This window comes from Mucilaginibacter aquariorum, from assembly GCF_024498135.1.
Lineage (GTDB): Bacteria > Bacteroidota > Bacteroidia > Sphingobacteriales > Sphingobacteriaceae > Mucilaginibacter > Mucilaginibacter aquariorum.
On the sequence record NZ_JANHOH010000001.1, the window covers coordinates 1952799 to 1971494 of the forward strand.

18 protein-coding genes are annotated in these 18696 nt (G+C 42.6%); 13 read left to right on the forward strand and 5 right to left on the reverse strand.

Annotated features, from left to right (window positions below):
• Nucleotides 1-53 precede the first annotated feature (53 nt).
• A complete protein-coding gene (locus tag NPE20_RS08420) occupies nt 54-1421 on the forward strand; it encodes an exonuclease domain-containing protein (protein WP_256538170.1) in 1368 nt (455 codons plus the stop codon).
• 596 nt (nt 1422-2017) lie between these two features.
• Nucleotides 2018-2551: a pyridoxamine 5'-phosphate oxidase family protein gene (locus tag NPE20_RS08425; RefSeq protein ID WP_256538171.1), complete on the forward strand. Its 534-nt coding sequence runs from the start codon at nt 2018-2020 to the stop codon at nt 2549-2551.
• Nucleotides 2552-2719: 168 nt separating this feature from the next.
• On the opposite strand, the gene NPE20_RS08430 is transcribed toward NPE20_RS08425, so the two are convergent.
• Entirely contained in the window at nt 2720-4693 is a 1974-nt protein-coding gene (locus NPE20_RS08430) for a S9 family peptidase (RefSeq protein ID WP_256538172.1), read from the reverse strand.
• Between the two features lie 336 nt (nt 4694-5029).
• Entirely contained in the window at nt 5030-5860 is an 831-nt protein-coding gene (gene pyrF / locus NPE20_RS08435) for an orotidine-5'-phosphate decarboxylase (protein ID WP_256538678.1), read from the reverse strand.
• A 253-nt stretch (nt 5861-6113) separates the two neighbouring features.
• Between pyrF and rho the strand changes: the two genes are divergently transcribed.
• The 3 genes from rho (at nt 6114) to purS (ending at nt 8869) form a co-directional block, all read left to right on the forward strand.
• Nucleotides 6114-7742 carry a transcription termination factor Rho gene (gene rho, locus NPE20_RS08440; RefSeq protein WP_256538173.1) on the forward strand — a complete coding sequence of 543 codons (1629 nt, stop codon included), beginning with the start codon at nt 6114-6116 and terminating at the stop codon, nt 7740-7742.
• Nucleotides 7743-7832: 90 nt separating this feature from the next.
• Nucleotides 7833-8573, forward strand: a complete 741-nt coding sequence (gene pssA / locus NPE20_RS08445; protein ID WP_256538174.1) for a CDP-diacylglycerol--serine O-phosphatidyltransferase — start codon at nt 7833-7835, stop codon at nt 8571-8573.
• Between the two features lie 38 nt (nt 8574-8611).
• The gene (gene purS, locus NPE20_RS08450) at nt 8612-8869 is read left to right on the forward strand and encodes a phosphoribosylformylglycinamidine synthase subunit PurS (protein ID WP_256538175.1); all 258 of its coding nucleotides are present in this window, start codon (nt 8612-8614) and stop codon (nt 8867-8869) included.
• Nucleotides 8870-9008: 139 nt separating this feature from the next.
• On the opposite strand, the gene NPE20_RS08455 is transcribed toward purS, so the two are convergent.
• Together NPE20_RS08455 and folK are read right to left on the reverse strand one after the other, a co-directional pair.
• A complete protein-coding gene (locus NPE20_RS08455; protein WP_256538176.1) occupies nt 9009-9386 on the reverse strand; it encodes an Hpt domain-containing protein in 378 nt (125 codons plus the stop codon).
• 17 nt (nt 9387-9403) lie between these two features.
• Nucleotides 9404-9889 carry a 2-amino-4-hydroxy-6-hydroxymethyldihydropteridine diphosphokinase gene (gene folK / locus NPE20_RS08460; protein ID WP_256538177.1) on the reverse strand — a complete coding sequence of 162 codons (486 nt, stop codon included), beginning with the start codon at nt 9887-9889 and terminating at the stop codon, nt 9404-9406.
• A gap of 81 nt (nt 9890-9970) precedes the next feature.
• Between folK and sppA the strand changes: the two genes are divergently transcribed.
• Nucleotides 9971-11746, forward strand: coding sequence for a signal peptide peptidase SppA (sppA, locus tag NPE20_RS08465; protein WP_256538178.1), 1776 nt, complete (start codon nt 9971-9973; stop codon nt 11744-11746).
• Nucleotides 11747-11795: 49 nt separating this feature from the next.
• On the opposite strand, the gene NPE20_RS08470 is transcribed toward sppA, so the two are convergent.
• Complete coding sequence (locus tag NPE20_RS08470; protein WP_256538179.1) at nt 11796-12446, reverse strand: hypothetical protein; 651 nt, start codon at nt 12444-12446, stop codon at nt 11796-11798.
• Nucleotides 12447-12557: 111 nt separating this feature from the next.
• Here NPE20_RS08470 and NPE20_RS08475 point away from each other — a divergent pair, with 111 nt between their 5' ends.
• From NPE20_RS08475 to NPE20_RS08505, 7 genes are all read left to right on the forward strand, one after another.
• Nucleotides 12558-14237, forward strand: coding sequence for a DNA polymerase/3'-5' exonuclease PolX (locus tag NPE20_RS08475; RefSeq protein ID WP_256538180.1), 1680 nt, complete (start codon nt 12558-12560; stop codon nt 14235-14237).
• Between the two features lie 103 nt (nt 14238-14340).
• Complete coding sequence (locus NPE20_RS08480) at nt 14341-14736, forward strand: four helix bundle protein (protein ID WP_256538181.1); 396 nt, start codon at nt 14341-14343, stop codon at nt 14734-14736.
• A 20-nt stretch (nt 14737-14756) separates the two neighbouring features.
• Complete coding sequence (rfaE1, locus tag NPE20_RS08485) at nt 14757-15737, forward strand: D-glycero-beta-D-manno-heptose-7-phosphate kinase (RefSeq protein ID WP_256538182.1); 981 nt, start codon at nt 14757-14759, stop codon at nt 15735-15737.
• A gap of 110 nt (nt 15738-15847) precedes the next feature.
• A complete protein-coding gene (gene gmhA / locus NPE20_RS08490; protein WP_256538183.1) occupies nt 15848-16402 on the forward strand; it encodes a D-sedoheptulose 7-phosphate isomerase in 555 nt (184 codons plus the stop codon).
• Between the two features lie 160 nt (nt 16403-16562).
• Nucleotides 16563-16988 carry an endonuclease domain-containing protein gene (locus tag NPE20_RS08495; protein WP_256538184.1) on the forward strand — a complete coding sequence of 142 codons (426 nt, stop codon included), beginning with the start codon at nt 16563-16565 and terminating at the stop codon, nt 16986-16988.
• 159 nt (nt 16989-17147) lie between these two features.
• On the forward strand, nt 17148-17660 hold the full coding sequence (rfaE2, locus tag NPE20_RS08500; protein WP_256538185.1) for a D-glycero-beta-D-manno-heptose 1-phosphate adenylyltransferase: 513 nt from the start codon (nt 17148-17150) through the stop codon (nt 17658-17660).
• 66 nt (nt 17661-17726) lie between these two features.
• Nucleotides 17727-18692, forward strand: coding sequence for a glycosyltransferase family 9 protein (locus NPE20_RS08505; RefSeq protein WP_256538186.1), 966 nt, complete (start codon nt 17727-17729; stop codon nt 18690-18692).
• Nucleotides 18693-18696 lie beyond the last annotated feature (4 nt).

An 18696-nucleotide genomic window follows, 5' to 3' on the forward strand; every position in this document is an offset into this window, starting at 1 on the left:
TTTTCCACATTAACAACTAATAATATTAGCAAAAAAGTTTTACATTTGAAACCATGTATGCAATTGTGGATATCGAGACAACCGGGGGGCATGCCAGCGCAAATGGTATTACAGAGATTGCTATATGCATACATGATGGCAAAAAGATCACCCGCCGGTTCGAGACCCTGGTGAACCCGCAACGGGATATCCCGGTTTATATCCGTGCTCTAACAGGCATCACTAACGAGATGGTACAGGATGCCCCTCCTTTTGAGGATGTGGCGCACGAGATCTACCACCTGCTGAAAGGCCAGATCTTTGTAGCCCACAACGTTAATTTCGATTATTCCTTTTTACGGTATCACCTTAATGCCTCAGGTTACGAGTTGCAAGCCAATAAGCTTTGCACCGTAAGGCTGGGTCGTAAAATAATGCCGGGGTTAATGTCATACAGTCTTGGTAAGTTGTGCACCCACTTAGGCATCCAAAACAATAACCGCCACCGTGCCATGGGCGATGCGGAAGCAACCGCGCAACTATTTGGTATGCTGTTAAAAAGCGATACTGATAATCATATTGGCTCGGCCCTAAAGCAAAACAGCAAGGAGCAGGTTTTACCTGCCAACTTACCTAAAACAGATATTGAAGCCCTGCCCTCATCGCCTGGCATCTATTACTTTCACGATCAAAAAGGCAAGGTGGTATATGTGGGCAAGGCCAAAAATATCAAAAAACGGGTATGCAGCCACTTTACAGGCAACAACCCCAATTTACAGCGACAGGAATTTTTACGTAATATATATCGCATCAGTCACCAGGTTTGCGGTACCGAACTTATCGCTTTTGTGCTGGAAGCTGTAGAAATAAAACGACTGTGGCCCAAATACAACCGATCGTTAAAACGCTTCGAGAATACTTACGGCCTTTACGTTTTTGAAGACCAGCGCGGCTATATGCGCCTGGCCGTTGATAAGCACCGCAAGCACATGCCATCGGTATATGCCTGCAACTCTTTGTTAGAGGGGCATAACTTGCTTTTAAACCTCATAGAACAATTCGGCCTGTGCCCTAAGCTATGTTTTATTCAAAAGAACGATCAGCCATGCAGCGGCAGTAACGTAGGTACCTGCGCCTGCGAAGGCCACGAATCGCCGGAAGAATATAACCAGCGCATAGCCGGCGCATTGGATGAACTGAAGAAAGCCCTGCCAACCTTCGCTATTCGCGATGAAGGCCGTACCGATGATGAGCACAGCTGTATTTTAATAGAGGAAGGTCGTTTTTATGGGATGGGGTATATTTCTCATTATTATGATGCCGATAATATCCAGGCGTTAAAGAACTACCTTACTCCCTACCCGGGTAACGATTATATTAAGAATATTGTAACGGGTTATGCCAACAGGTTCCCGCAAAGGAAAGTAAGTTTTTCGGCGTAGTTATAATCCTACCGTCCTTGCGAGGTACGAAGCAATCTCCTGATAAACATCACCACCATGTCATTTCGAACGAGCAATAGCGAGGAGAAATCTTTTACAAGCAGTAAGTAGAAGCGAGATAAGCCTGCTAACCCAATCATATCATAATTTTCAGCACCTCTCATGATAGGTGTACGCTATACATTCGCCGCTCGTCGCCGCGGAGGCTCCTTCTTTTCTCTTGATAGAAAAGAAGCAAAAGATCAAGACAGAAAAAAGCTTCCTCCCACAGGCCTTTACCTTTTGGCCCGCTTTTCTGTCAGGCCACCGCTCTTTCGTTACTTGTCCTAAATTTTTAAAATCCCATAAATCCGCTTGTATATAAAGCCTTCTCCTTCGGAGAGGGTTGGGTGAGGCCAGCGTTAGGGATTGAAGCGGATACCGGCCTCGCGCCTAATGCCTGTGCGCGTATGAGTGGAAAGCCCGGGCCGAAGGCAACGCCCCAAAGTATTATTACCTACAATCATCCCTTCACAACCATTACAACTAACAATCTGACAAACAAATAAATTTCCCATAGGTTAATATATTATCATTTAACACTATGAAAACCTATTATGGACAGCATTAACAAAAATCAACCCGAAGATAATTTTGAGAACCTGGAAGGCAACGAGGCCTGGAAAAAATTAAAAGAAATGACCGAAGGGGTTAGCTGCTTTTTTTGCAGCAACATAAAAACCGGACTGCCTTTTTCTACCCGCCCTATGTCGCCACAAAAGGTTGACGATAATGGCGACCTGTGGTTCCTGAGTGCTAACGACAGCCACAAGAACGCGGAACTTGCCACCGACCCAATGGTGCAGTTATTATTTCAGGGTTCTAAGTATTCCGACTTCCTCACTGTTTATGGCATAGCCGAAATAAGCGAGGACAAAGAAAAGATAAAAGAACTATGGGAACCGATATTAAAAACATGGTTTACCGAAGGCATTGATGACCCAAGAATCTCGGTTATTAAAGTATCGCCAACACAGGGCTATTACTGGGATAACAAACACGGCAACGCCATAGCTTTTGTAAAACAACTGGTAGGAGCCGCTATTGGCAAAACGCTGGATGACTCTATTGAAGGAAAATTAGAGGTGTAAATGTCGAAGCGGTACCATCTTTCACCACGCGCCATTGCGAGGTACGAAGCAATCTCTTTAGGACAATTGTACATATTGCATAAACGAATGGCTTAAAGAGATTGCTTTGTCGCTACGCTCCGCGCAATGACGCGTGGAGCAAGCATGACAATTGGGAACCCTGCTTTTCTATTTCTTCAGATATTTATCAAACCATTTTATGTACCGCACTTCCCTGTCAACCTGGTAGCTTGGTTTGCTTATACCATGGTTTTGATCGGGATATAAGATCAGTTCGGCAGGTACCCCTAATGATTTTAATGCCTGGTACATATGCTCGCTACCGGCAGTGGGCACGTTAAAATCCTTTAAACCCGACATAAACAGCACCGGCGTTTTTATCCTGTCGGCATGTAAAAAGGGGTACGATATTTTGTTGTACGCTTCCATGCTCTTCCAAGGTTGCCCCAATTCATTATCATACTGTAAAACGTATTGGTCGATGCCATAGTTGGCTATTTGTAAAGCGCTGCCCGCGCCGCTTGCCGCGGCTTTAAAACGGATATCAGATGCTATCATAAAATCGGTCAGTATACCACCATAGCTCCAGCCGCCAACGCCAAGGCGATCCGGGTCGGCAACACCTTGCTTAACCAATTCGTCAACAGCGCCCTGCAAATCCATAACCTCTTTATTACCCCAGTCGGCATTTATGGCTGTGGTGTAATTTATCCCCCTGCCCGAGCTTCCCCGATAGTTTACCGCGGCAACAGCATAGCCGGCACTGGCTAAAACCTGGCGGGTGGCATCAAAGCTATAATCATCCTGCGCTACCGGGCCGCCGTGAATGTATAATATAAAAGGTAGTTTCCTGTTAGTCAGGCTATCGGGTGTAAATAACAACCCCGATACCTGCGTGCCATCCTTACTTACTGACCGGAAAGGTTTTACATACGCCAGCTTAACTTTATCAAGCCATGCTTGCTGGTGATGGGTAAGCCTCCTGAACTTCCCTCCTTCCAGCGCGTATAACTCAAACGGCATATAGGATGTGCCATATTTCACAACAAAATCACCGGCAGTGTGGGCGGTTATGCCATCAATATTAAACTTACCGCTTGCTATTGTTGTAATTTTTTTTGATTGCAGGTTGTAGCCGGCCACATAGCGCTCCATATCGTCATCCACCAAAAAGTTGATGCTTTTGCCATCGGTGCTCCATTCGGGCGCATCGGCAGGGCGGTCAAGCGCTGCGCTGGCCAGGGTAATATTAGTACCGTCGGCATTCATTACACATAGTATGTTCATATCATACATGGTGTAACTATCGGTATTTTGGCGCAGGTAGGCAATATACTTGCCATCGGGGCTCCATTTAGGGTGGTTATCATGTCCGCCCCAATTCGTTAGCTGTTTAACAGCGCCCTTTGCTTTGGCTTCTACCGAAAATATATCGGTGTTTTCATTCTTGTCAGGATCGGGGCTGCGGTTGCTCACAAACGCTATCACCTTGCCATCCGGCGACCACTCCGGCGAAGCATCGTCAAAATCACCATTGGTTAATGTATCCAGCTTTTTTGTAGATATATCAAACAAATACAGGTGTTTACGCCGGTGTTCTAAATACCCTTCCCTATCTTGTTTAAAGTGATAGCGGTCTATCACAATAGGCTTTGGTGTTTTAGCGGGTTCTTTAAGCTTCTCTTCGGGGTCTTGCATCACCAGCACCACTTTGCGCCCATCCGGCGACCATGCGTAATCGTCCAGATCGCCTTTTACATTGGTAAGCTTGCGGCCTTCGCCGCCGCGGCGGTCCATCAGCCATAACTGCGTAGTGTCTTTACTTTCGCGCGATGACAAGAAGGCCAGGTATTTACCATCGGGGCTCCACTTGGGTTTGGAGGCAGGCTCGGGCCCATGGGTAAGCTGTAGCGATTGCTTGCCGTCCCAGCTTTGCATCCAAAGGTGAGATACCCGCTTATCCTTCGCGGTATCAACCTCGGCAACACTGTATGCTATCCATTGCTTGTCCGGCGAAATATCCGGGTCGCTCACCGTTGGGATCTTATAAAAATCTGAAGGCTGAAAAGGTTTTTTAACGCTTTGCGCGATAGCTGCTGATGATAAAAAAACAAGCAGAATGATGGGTAAGGATTTTTTCATACCAGGTAATTTGTCTGTAATTTAAAAAATTAAAATACAATACCTATGTTACCTACCAAAAAATCAATGACTTATAAAAGTTTTAAAATGCAATGCTTGAATGCATAGTGGCTTGTTGGTGACAACACCAACAAGGATAGAAGAATAGGTCGTCATTGCGAGGTACGAAGCAATCTCTTTAGGACAATTGTACACCTTGCATAAAGGATTTGCTCAAAGAGATTGCTTCGTACCTCGCAATGACGCGCGGGGGAAAGGATGATCTCCTTATCAGATAAAAGTGGATTCTGGGCCTGCCTCCCCAATCACTAATCAACTAATCACCGATCTCTAATCTCAAATAACCTCTGCCTTTTCCAGCTCAGCCTGCATTTGCTGTTGCAGTTTCAGGGCTTCGGCGCGTGCGGCATCGGCAAAATCTTCGCCATTACTTGCGTAGATAATCCCGCGTGATGAATTAACGATAAGGCCGCAATCTTTGGTCATACCATATTTACAAACATCTTCCAGACTGCCTCCTTGTGCGCCAACGCCGGGTACAAGCAGGAAATTATCGGGCGCATGTTTGCGGATATCAGTAAACTCGGTGCTTTTAGTAGCGCCGACCACAAACATCAACCTATCGGCACCTGCCCAGGTGTTGGCCTTTTGGATCACGGTTTCGTACAGGAAACCAGTTTCGGTTTGCAGGTACTGGAAATCCTTACTCCCTACCGATGAGGTAAGCGCCAGTATAATAACCCATTTGCCATCGTATTTTAAATACGGCGTAACGCTATCGTTACCCATATAAGGTGTAACGGTGATGGCGTCAAAGCTCATGCCCGATGTTTCCTCGTTAAAAAAAGCTTTGGCGTAATTATCAGAGGTGTTACCAATATCGCCACGCTTGGCATCTATAATGTTCAAAATATCTTTAGGGGTATACTGCGCGGTACTGATGAGACTTTGCAAACCTTTCAATCCACGGCTTTCGTAAAAGGCGGCATTGGGCTTATAGGCTATACAAAGGTCTTTAGTGGCATCAATTATGCGCTTATTAAACTCAAATACAGGATCGGGGTATTGTTTTAAAAATTTGGGGATCTTATCTATATCTGTATCAAGGCCTACACATAAAAATGATTTTTTTTGTTTGATTTGTTCAATAAGCTGACTGCGTGATATCATGTAGATTTTGAATTTGCTATGGTTTTGCAAAACTAAAAAATTAAACTTAACAGGTTATTTTTTTAATAAATTTGCATTCTAAAGTTTTTTTGTTAAAATTGCAGTGTTTTCCTGCATTATTTCTTGCACTAAAGAAACAATTTTGATCTCCACGTTATTATTATCAATACTTACCTGGGCTTATTAATTGCATAATCAGGGTTTCAAAACAATTTCAAATAAAAAATCCTTTTGAACTATAATTCATATCATGTCTGATACAATCGAATTGAACGACAAACTCGTTTCTGAGTTGCGCGAAATTGCTAAAAGTTTAGGTATTGCAGAGGCAGATGAGCTTAGAAAAGCCCAGCTGATCACTTCAATCGTGCAACAAAAGCAATTAATAGAGGCGGCCAGGAACCAACAAGATACTGTTGAAAGCAACTATTCTGAAAAACCGGCTGCAGTGGCAGTCGCCGATAATACCGAGAAAACACGTAAGCGTACCCGCACTGTAAAAACCAAAGAACAACCACGTGTTGAGGTACCTTTGGATGATACCAACTTATTTGACCAACAGGACGACGAGCCGGAAACCGACGATACTGAAAATACAGTTACCGCAGAAACAGCGCCTGAAAACGGAGCAACAACAGAACAAACTGAAGAAAGAACGGAGCAAGCCGGCCAACCCGAGCAACCTGCAGTTGAAAACCGCCCTCAAAAATTTGAGCGCCGTGTTAATCAGCCAAAAAACCAGGAGCCTGCTATAAACCTTGATTTTGACAACGTTATTGTTAATGAAGGTGTGCTGGAAATTATGCCCGATGGTTATGGTTTTCTGCGTTCGTCAGATTATAACTACCTGACCTCGCCTGATGATATTTACGTATCTCAATCGCAGATAAAGCTATTCGGTCTTAAAACCGGTGATACCGTTCGCGGTAGCATCCGCCCGCCAAAAGAGGGTGAAAAATACTTCCCGCTGGTACGTGTTGAAGCCATTAACGGCCGTATACCTGCCGAAGTGCGCGACCGTGTACCTTTTGACCACTTAACACCGCTTTTCCCATCCGAGAAACTGAGCTTGTTTACAGATGCCGGTAATTATTCTACCCGTATTATGGACTTGTTTTCGCCAATTGGTAAGGGCCAGCGTGGTTTAATTGTGGCACAGCCCAAAACAGGTAAAACCATGTTGCTCAAGGATGTTGCTAACGCGATAGCCAAAAATCACCCGGAGGTTTACCTGATCATCCTATTAATTGACGAGCGCCCGGAAGAGGTTACCGACATGGCCCGCAGCGTACGCGCCGAAGTTGTTTCATCAACCTTTGATGAACCTGCAGAACGCCACGTAAAAATTGCCAATATTGTTTTGGAAAAAGCAAAACGTATGGTTGAGTGCGGCCACGATGTTGTTATCTTATTGGATTCTATCACCCGTTTGGCACGTGCCTACAATACAGTAGCGCCGGCATCAGGTAAAATACTATCTGGTGGTGTTGATGCTAACGCGCTGCACAAACCAAAACGCTTTTTTGGTGCGGCCCGTAACATTGAAGATGGCGGTTCATTAACCATTATTGCTACAGCATTAACCGAAACCGGTTCTAAAATGGACGAGGTTATATTTGAAGAGTTTAAAGGTACAGGTAACATGGAGTTACAGTTGGATCGTAAACTTTCTAACAAACGGATATTCCCTGCTATTGATATTACCGCGTCAAGCACCCGTCGCGACGATCTATTACTTGATCGCGATACGCTGCAACGCATCTGGATATTGCGTAACCACCTTGCGGATATGAACTCGCAGGAATCAATGGAATTCTTACAGGCGCAAATAAAAGGCACCCGTACCAACGAAGAATTTTTGATATCGATGAATTCATAATATATTTACACATAAAGGAGTTATAAATAACGTAAGGTTAATTGTAACTCCTTTGGGTTTTAGTAAAAATTATGATACCTTCATGACATTATGAGGCGACGGGTAAAAAAACATCTTCCAAATGCTATAACGTGTGCAAATCTATTCAGCGGGTGCATAGGTATTGTTTTTACTTTTCAGGACCAGTTGATATATGCTGCATACGCCATTTTTTTGGCAGCCATATTTGATTTTTTTGATGGATTTGCCTCCCGTGTTTTACAATCCTTTTCGGGTATAGGTAAAGATCTTGATTCGCTGGCAGATATGGTGAGCTTTGGCGTATTGCCATCGGCCATTATGTACGAATTACTTTTACAGGCACCGCAAATTAACCATGTAAGTGAGTATCTGAACTTTATAGCCTTCCTGATCCCGGTTTTCTCGGCACTAAGGCTGGCTAAGTTTAATACAGATACACGCCAGGCCGAAAGCTTTATAGGCCTGCCTACCCCCGCAAATGCCATCCTGATAGCTTCTATCCCGTTAATACTTGGCCAGTATAGCAGCATGTCGCGCTATATATTAAACCCTTATGGTTTATCGCTATTTATAATCATAATGTGCACCCTCCTGGTTGCCGAAATCCCTTTAATGTCGCTCAAATTTAAGAACCGCGATTTCAACAAAAATTTTTATCGCTATTTATTGCTGTTGTTTTCGGCAATACTCATTCTATTTTTTAAATTTGCGGCAGTTCCGGTGGTTATAGTAATGTACATCACCTTATCTTTAATTCAACTTAAATTTGCGGATGGTACAGTAATGAGCGGCCCAAAAAAGAATTATTAAGCGCTAATTATTATCCACTCCCTAACAAAAAACAATCGATGAAAAAATTTCTGGCCGAAATTGATGTAATGCCTAAAAAAGAAATACTTGACCCTCAAGGAAAAGCAGTTACCGGTAGCATGAAAAATCTTGGGTTATCTGAGATACAAAACATACGTATAGGTAAACACATCTCGTTGGAGATAGATGCCGATAACGCGGAAACCGCTAATGCTAAGGTTGACCAGGCTTGCAAAAGCCTTTTAGCAAACCTGATAATGGAAAGCTACAGCTTTAAGCTGGTAGAAGTAGCTTAATTACATTAAGCATTCAAATGCGAAAGATAAAAGACGGCTTATTGGCTGCTTTAATATTTTATAAAAAGGAAAGGCAGTCACATGTGGCTGCCTTTCCTTTTTATACGTTTCTCTCGTAAATCTTTTATCTTTCTGTCCTCTAAAGGTTCGCTTCCTTTTCTGCCTTGATCTTCTCAAGGGCTATCAGATTAGTATTTACTACACTTTTTACCTGGGCAAATTTAGCTTCAACCTCTTGTGGGTTTGGCGAGCCGCCTTTACACATAATTTCAACATCTTGTATGGCAGCCTGGCTTTGCGGCATGCCAAAAAAACCAAGGTTAGGTTTTAATTTATGCGATGCCGATGCCGCGGTAGCCCAGTCCTGCGCGTTTATAGCGTCGGTAATAGCATCCAGTAATTCCGGCGTCTGCGTTAAAAACATACCTATCGAGTCAACAATAAATTCATCGCTGCCGTCGGCAATTTCATATAAGAAGGATAGATCGAGGTCTTGTGGTGGTAAATTATCAGACATTCGTGAAGGGTTATATATCAAAAATATAATTTTTTTACAATCAAGCTATCTTTTAGCTCATTTTTTAACTGCGAGATAGTTTTATTTAATGTAGGGTGTATAAAATCCGGCGCCAGCATTTCCAGGGGCTCTAAAGTAAATCTCCGGTTATGCAGCTCGGGGTGCGGAATGGTAAGGTTCGGTTCATTGATAATTTCGCTCCCGTAAAACAATATATCAATATCAATAATGCGCGATCCCCATTTCTCCTCCCGCTTGCGCCCCATCTCAATTTCAATGTTTAGTATCTTTGCTAAAACCTGTTGTGCCGATAATTCCGTTTGCAGCATCACAACCTGGTTCAAATAATCGGGCAGATCTGTTTTGCCCCATGATTGTGTTTCATAAACAGCCGATTTTTTTACCATCGGGGCAATCTCGTGCTCAATATGTTCTATAGCGCTGTGTAAAAATAAATTACGCTCGCCAAGGTTGCTGCCTAATAGTAAAAAAACGTTAATCATGTTGTAACAAATAGTATATATGAGGCTCTTAATAGTGTGTGAATTACTAAGTTTGCATATATAAATGATTTATAACAGTTAATGAAACAATTCTTCAAATTTGTATTGGCTACCGTTGTTGGTATTATTATAGCGAGTGTTATCCCCCTAATTTTAATTATAGGCATTATTGTCGCCGCCGGCAGCGATAAAGAAGTAGATGTTGACGCAAATTCGGTGCTGCATGTTAAGTTTGATTACCCTATAAACGAGCGTACACCAAATAATCCACTTGCAAACCTGGGCTTTTTAGGTTTAGATGGTGAAAAATCTATCGGCCTTAACGATATCTTATCCAGCATAAAAAAAGCCAAAACAGATAATAATATAAAAGGGATTTTCCTGGACGAAAGCTACATGATGAGCGGCCAGGCTACTACCGAAGAGATCCGCAACGCGCTTATCGATTTTAAAAAATCTAAAAAGTTCATCATCGCTTATTCAGAGATCTACACCCAGGGTTTTTACTACTTGGCATCAGTTGCTGATAAGGTATACATTAACCCAAAAGGCATAATCGAATTCAGGGGCTTTAGCTCTGAAGTTACCTTCCTGAAAGGCGCGCTTGATAAGCTGGGTATCGAAGCACAGATAATAAAAGTAGGTACTTACAAAAGTGCTGTTGAGCCATTGGTGCTTACAAAAATGAGCGACGCTAACCGCTTGCAGGTTACCTCGTATTTAGGGTCGATGTATGATTATTTCCTTACCGGGATCAGCAAAGCCCGCAACATCAACAAAGATTCCTTATTTAATTACGCCAACAGTGGCCGTATACAACAACCCGAAGATGCTTTGAAATACAAGCTGGTTGATGGTTTAAAATACAAGGACGAGATCCTTTCCGAACTTAAACAGCGCACAAGTATTGCCGAGAAAAAAGATATCGCCAGTGTTGACCTGGGCGAGTATGTTAAAAGCGGCACCAAGGTTGATACCGACCCTAAAGATGTAAGCTATAAAAACCGCATAGCCATTGTTTATGCATCCGGCGAAATTACCGGTGGCGATGGCGACGATAACAAAATAGGTTCTGAAACCATATCAAAAGCCTTGCGTAAAGTACGTATGGATGATAAGGTGAAAGCGGTTGTACTGCGTGTAAACTCACCGGGTGGCAGTTCGCTGGCATCTGATGTGATCTGGCGCGAAGTTATGCTGACCAAAAAAGTAAAACCCATCATCGTATCTATGGGCGATGTGGCTGCATCCGGCGGTTATTATATAGCCTGCGCGGCCGATTCTATTATCGCCGAGCCAAATACCATAACCGGTTCGATAGGTATTTTTGCAGTATTGCCAAACATGCAAAAGCTGTTTAACGATAAACTGGGCATCACGTTTGACGGTGTAAAAACCGGTAAGTATGCCGATTTAGGCGATGTAAGCCGCCCCTTGTCCCCCGAAGAAAGAGCTATCCTGCAAAACAGTGTTAACCGCGGTTACGACGATTTTACAAAAGCAGTGGCTAAAGGCCGTGGTAAAACCCAGGCTTATGTAAACAGCATTGGCCAGGGCCGTGTGTGGACAGGTAGCCAAGCTTTAAAAATTGGACTGGTTGACAGATTGGGCAATATTAACGACGCGGTAAAATGTGCCGCTAAAAAAGCCGGTGTAAAAGATTACAGAATAGTTGCCTACCCCGAGCAAAAAAGCTTCCTGAATAAATTTGGCGAAGGATTAAGCGCCGAAGTAAAAGCCCATTTTGTAAAAGCCGAGCTTGGCGAAAACTATCGTTATTACGAACAAATAAAAGGCGTTACCCAAATGATGCGCACCCCACAGGCACGTATGCCTTTTGATGTGGTGATAAAATAATTTTATTAAATACTTTGATTAAGAAAGCTGCCCTATGGGTGGCTTTTTTTTATGAGATGCTTTTTATCTTATCCATTAAGACGGTTAACCAACCTTTTTTTATTTTCCGATAATTCTCCGCTCTTAAATATCCACCGGTTCTTTCCTCAAAATAACTCTCTCCATTATACCAACTCAAGCAACCTATACAGTTAACATTAATCGCATTATCAATTAATTCAACAAATTTATCGGGTATCCACGCTAATAATACAATGCCATGCTCATCATTTATCATATAATACCAAGTATCAATTGGTGGACAATCGTTAATATCTATGAGTCCGTCTGATTCCGATTCTGATGCGCCATCGACTACTGTTTTATCAATTTCGGCAGCTAATATTTTCCCTTGATAAAATTGTTCCTTAGCATTTTTTTTAACTTTTCCCTGCTTATAACGCAACTGCTTTTCAAATAACTCTTTATATAAATCAAAATGGCAACCACTAAGTGGGTCAACATTCCAGATTGTCTGGACCCAAGGATATTGTTCATAAGATGGAATTCTAAATGAAAAAATAGGTTTCCCATCATACTCCGGATTAAAACTCCTTAAAATTTCAGCCACCGGTTTATCTGTATGAGCAAGCTGCATCTCGCAATAAGTTTGCGTCAGCAATAAATTCTTGTCGAATTCTTTCTTATCAATTTTAAACATGGCCTGTCAATTGCTATAAATATAGGCGGTAATTTATACCAAAAGGAATAAAACACATAAATTAAGCATCCCTTTAAACCTCAATTTGTATTTTTACGCCATAACTAAATTATGGAGAACAAACCCATAGCGCGTACGCTTCGTTTACTGTCGCAATTGATGGAATTGCACGAGGTTAATCCTTTCAAAATAAAATCGATAGCTAATGCTGCCTTTAAGGTAGATAAGCTGCCCTTCCCTATCGCCGGTAAATCATTGGCCGAGTTAGAGAAAATAGATGGCATTGGTAAAAGCATCGCCACCAAAATTGCCGAACTGCTGGAAACCGGCACCATGACCGAACTGCAGGATATGCTTGCAAAAACGCCCGAAGGTGTTGTGGAGATGATGGGCATAAAAGGTATTGGTGCAAAAAAGGTGGCCATTATCTGGAAAGACCTGGGCATTGAGAATGTGGGCGAATTATACTATGCCTGTAACGAGAACCGCCTTATCGAAGCCAAAGGCTTTGGTTTAAAAACACAGGAGGAAATAAAAAAGGTTATTGAATTCCGCATGGCGGGTAATGGCAAGTTCCTTTATTCTCAGGTAGAAAAGGATGTTAAAGACCTGATGGAAGAGATCCGCGGCATTTTCCCTGATGCGTTAAAGCATATCGCCGGGGAATTTCGCAGGTTGAACGAGATCATCAGCGAGCTGGTTATTGTTGTAGGTAGTTTAAACCAGGGGATAGCTTTTAAGGCACTGGCCGAATTAGATACCCTGCAAAATATTGTTTTGAACGGCACACACATTTCTGCCGAATTAAAAAATGGCTTATTAGTTGACATTATATGTGTTGACAAGGCTAATTACTATTACGAACTATTTGTAAACACTGGGGATACCGAGCATGTTGAGGCTGTTTTATCCCGCATAAACATCCCGCTGGAGCAGCCCCAAACAGAAGAAGTAATATACCAAAAAGCAGGCCTGGCCTGGATGCAGCCCGAACTGCGCGAAGGCACCGCTTTTATAGAAAAAGCGGCAGAAAACAAACTGCCGGTATTAATAAGCTATCACGACCTTAAAGGTACGCTGCATAACCACAGCACCTGGAGCGACGGTGTAAACACGCTGGAAGAGATAGCCCTATACTGCCGGGATGAATTGAAATTGGAATACTTAGGGATCAGCGACCATAGCAAAAGCGCTTTTTATGCAAAAGGGCTTAGCATTGAGCGGGTTTTACAACAGCAGGAAGAGATAGATCATCTGAATAAAAAGATAACAGATTTCCATATTTTTAAAGGTATCGAATCGGATATTTTGAATGACGGTTCATTGGATTATCCTGATGAGATCCTGAAAAAGTTTGATTTTATTGTGGCATCGATACACTCCAACATAAAAATGCAGGAGGAGAAAGCTACCGCCCGTTTAATAAAAGCCATCGAGAACCCCTACACCACCATTTTGGGCCACCCTACCGGCAGGTTATTGCTTAGTCGTAAGGGGTACGATATCGATCACAAAAAAGTAATTGATGCCTGTGCAGCCAACAATGTGGTGATAGAAATTAATGCCAACCCCTTAAGGCTCGACCTTGACTGGCGCTGGCACCAATACGCGCTGGAAAAAGGTGTTATGCTATCCATTAACCCCGATGCACACCGCAACAGTGGTTTTAAGGATATGGAATATGGCACGCATGTTGCCCGTAAGGGTGGTTTAACCAAAGAAATGTGCCTTAATGCGCTATCTTTGGACCAGATCACAAAGGTTTTTGAAAAGAAAAGAAGTAGTCAGTAAAGGGTGTTGGGTCATTGGGTCATTGGGTCATTGGGTCATTGGGTCATTTAAATAAATTTGAAATTCCTAAAAGTGTTTGTTTCTTTATACTTATCGATCAATAATGAGTAATAGAATAGAAGATTTAGAAATTTACACCTTAGCGGATAATTTCTCGAATAAAATATGGGTCTTGGTCTTAGAATGGGATTACTTCACAAAAGACACTATTGGCAAACAAATAACCAGGTCGGCCGATTCAATAAGTGCGAATATTGCAGAAGGCTTTGGAAGATTTCATTATAAAGAAAATAAAAACTTCTGTTACTTTAGCAGAGGTTCGTTAATTGAAACAAAGGGATGGCTGAATAAATGCAAGGTAAGAAACTTAATTAATGAGGATAAATACAACGAACTTTTAAAAGAATTAGAAACCATCCATCATAAACTAAATATTTACATCAAATATATCGGAAAGAAGATCGTTGAACAGCCGGGCAATGACCTAATGACTCAATGACTCAATGATACAAAAGGAGAATGTTAACAGATAAAGTACGCGAACTTCAGCAATCGGGCCCTACACCAAATATTTTGGTAATTGGCGACCTGATGATAGACCATTATGTTATAGGCGATGCCACCAGGCTTTCGCCCGAGGCCCCGGTACCTATAGTTAACGTAAAAAAAGAATTCACTACACCCGGTGGCGCGGCAAATGTTGCGCAAAATTTGTTATCGCTGGGTTCGGGGGTATCACTTGCAGGTATAACCGGTGATGATATTGATGCCACCCGCTTAACCGATATTTTGGTTAATGAAGGTATTAATGCCGATGCTATATTAAAAGACGCCACCCGCCTCACTACGGTAAAAACCCGTGTAATGGCAGGCAGCCATCAGTTGGTTAGGGTAGATAGAGAGGTTACCCATCCGCTAACCGAAAGTTTACAGGCAGAATTTATTGAACGAATAAAAGGCAATATCGCTAAAGCGGATATAGTTGTTTTATCAGATTACAATAAAGGACTTTTCTCGCCTGCCCTAACACAACAGCTTATTAACGAGGCCAATAGTAAAGGCAAAAAAGTAGTTATCGATCCTAAGGGGCTTAACTACGAAAAGTATAAAGGCGCCTATATTATAAAGCCAAACCGCAAGGAACTGGCTGAAGCTGCCAAAACGGAAAAGATCACCAATATTGACGAGTTACAGCAGGCAGCACGTATCATCATAAAACAAACCGGTGCGGAGTATATTGTGGTAACCCTTTCAGAACAAGGCATGGTTATTATCAGCGAGTTAGCCTACAAATTATTACCGGTGAAAGCCACATCTGTGTTTGACGTAACCGGCGCGGGCGATACCGTACTGGCAACAATGGCTTACTTTATAGCCCAGGGCTTAAATGTTGAAGAAGCCTGCGAACTGGCCAACCACGCCGCTGCCATAGTAATAAGGCAAACCGGCAGCGCGGTAACAACAGTTAACGAGATACTGGAAGATATTGAAAGAAGGTGAGTAGTTGAATGGTGAGTGGTTAATCGCCGAGCGTTTTTTTAATCACTAATTCAATAATTCAATAAATGATTACTAATTCAATAATTCACTAAATCACTAATTCAATAAGCATGGTTATTGAAGAACTATACGAACATCAAAAATTAATACTAAAGGTTATTGAGAACCTGAGCGGCGATATTGAAACCGCTTGCGGAGTAATTGTTTCTGTATTAAAAGATGGCAAAAAGGTATTAATTGCAGGCAATGGCGGCAGTGCCGCCGATGCACAGCATATAGCGGCCGAACTAAGCGGCAGGTTTGTAAAAGAACGTAAAGCACTGCCCGGCATAGCCTTAACGGTTGATACATCGGCACTTACGGCTATAGCAAATGATTATGGTTATAACCATGTATTCGCGCGTCAGGTAGAAGCGCTGGCACAACCCGGCGACCTGTTTATTGGGATCTCAACCAGCGGTAATAGTCAGGGTATACTAAATGCCTTTGAAACAGCCGGTAAAATTGGCTGCAAAACACTGGGTTTATCCGGCCGCGATGGTGGTAAAATGACTGGTTTATGCGACCTGAACATCATTGTACCATCAGATGTTACCGCACGGATCCAGGAAATGCATATCCTTATTGGCCATATCCTATGCAAGGCTGTGGATGATGCTTATTAATAATATCCCAAGGTTAATGCAGGGACCATGTGCGATTCCCTCCCAACGGGAGGGTGCAGGGAGGGGTTTAGCAAGGCGATAAACAGCGTTCAAACCCCTCCCTGCCACCACACAAATCCAACACACCCCTCCCAAGGGAGGGAATAAAAAAAGAAAAAAGATGCCAAAACTCATTCCATACAACCCAAAGTTAAAGCCCTTAGCCCGAAAGCTAAGAAAGGACATGACCTTTGGCGAAGTAATATTGTGGAATGAATTAAAAGAGGACAAACTCTGGGGCTTTGATTTTGACAGACAACGATGTTTGGATAATTATATCGTCGATTTTTACTGTAAAGAATTAATGCTTGTGATAGAAATCGATGGTATGTCACACAATCATGAAGAGGCTTTTAATAAGGATGAACTTAGACAGCAGAAGTTAGAAGATTTCGGCGTTACATTCATCAGATTTAGTGAAGCTGATGTAAAATATGATATGTTTAATGTTATTCGGGGTATTGAAGGTGCCGTTATAGACATTGTTAAAAAGAGCGGTTCAATTAAACTTCCGAAAGGTTTTCCGATGGAGGTTTTAAATGATTAAAAGCAGGGGCCTGTGCGATTCCCTCCCAACGGGAGGGTGCAGGGAGGGGTTTAGCAAAGCGATATGGAATACTGATTAAACCCCTCCCCGCCACTTCGATACCCAACACACCCCTCCCAAGGGAGGGAGTTAATTAATTATTATTCTTAATTTTATCCTATGCGCCACGATCTGGAAAAAACGCTTCTTAGTAAAATAGCTACCCTGCCGCAGCTAACCGCAAGCATTGCTGCCTGGAAAAGCGAAGGCAAAAAGGTGGTGTTTACCAATGGCGTGTTCGATCTGCTGCATCTTGGTCATATTACCTATCTGTCGAAAGCTGCCGAACTGGGCGATAAGCTTATTATCGGCTTAAATGCCGATGCATCAGTAAAGCGCTTAAAGGGCGAAAACCGCCCGGTGAATGATCAAAACAACCGTGCCGCTTTATTGGCCGCGCTGTTTTTTGTAGATGCTGTAATATTATTTGAAGAGGACACCCCGCGCGAACTCATTACCAAATTAATGCCCGATATACTGGTTAAGGGTGCCGATTATACGGTAGAAAATATTGCGGGTGCGAAAGAAGTACTGGCCAATGGCGGCGAGGTAAAAACCATTACGTTGGTTGAAGGCTACTCCTCTACCTCTATCATCAACAGGATAAAGGCGCAAAGCGAGGTGAAAGGATAAAGGCAAAGGGCTTGCACAAGGAAAAATCAATAATTCAATAAATCACTAATTCACTAATTGATCCTGATGAAGATACTGGTTATCCGCTTTAGCTCGATGGGCGATATTATATATACCACCCCCATTGTGCGCTGCCTGAAAAAGCAGCTTCGGGATGCCGAGGTACACTTTCTGACAAAACCTGCTTTTAAATACATTTACGATAATAACCCTTACGTTGATAAGCTGTTACTGTTAAAACCTTCATTATCAGAGACCATCGCAGATATAAAGGCCGAAGGGTACGATTACATTATCGACTTGCACAATAACCTGCGCACTGCTCTTATTAAACTGCGCACAGGCATCAAATCATCCACCTATAAAAAACAAACTATCCGTAAGTGGCTCAGTCTGAGGTTTAATTTAAAACTTGTACCTCCTGTGCACTTGGTAGATCGTTACCTTAAGGCAGTTGCTTTTTTAGGTGTGACAAACGATGGCCAGCCTATTGATTATTATATAAAAAAGGATTACCAACTTACTGAACTACTCCCGGCATCGCATCAAAACTATGTAGCCTTTGTTATAGGCGCCACTCATTTTACCAAACGCATGCCTAATAAAAAGATCATCAATATATGCAGGCAGCTTAATTTGCCGGTGGTGCTATTGGGCGGTAATGATGTTAAAGCAAATGGAGATGAAATAGCCGCTGCCATAGGCGATAATATTTATAATGCCTGCGGGGTAACCACGCTCGATGAATCTGTTTTCCTGGTATCAAAAGCGCAAAGTATCATTGGTTTCGATACCGGGCTTACCCATATTGCCGAAGCTTTTAATAAACCCATCGTATCCATTTGGGGTGGCACCGTGCCCGAGTTATTAGGCGTGCAACCCTATATGGTAAAAGATGTTTTAGTTGCAGGTATTGATCTGAGTTGCCGACCCTGTTCTAAATTTGGGTTAGAAAAGTGCCCGCTGGGGCATTTTAAATGTATGCATGATATTCCGGAACAGCCAATAACAGAATTTGTAAATGTTAAATAACTGT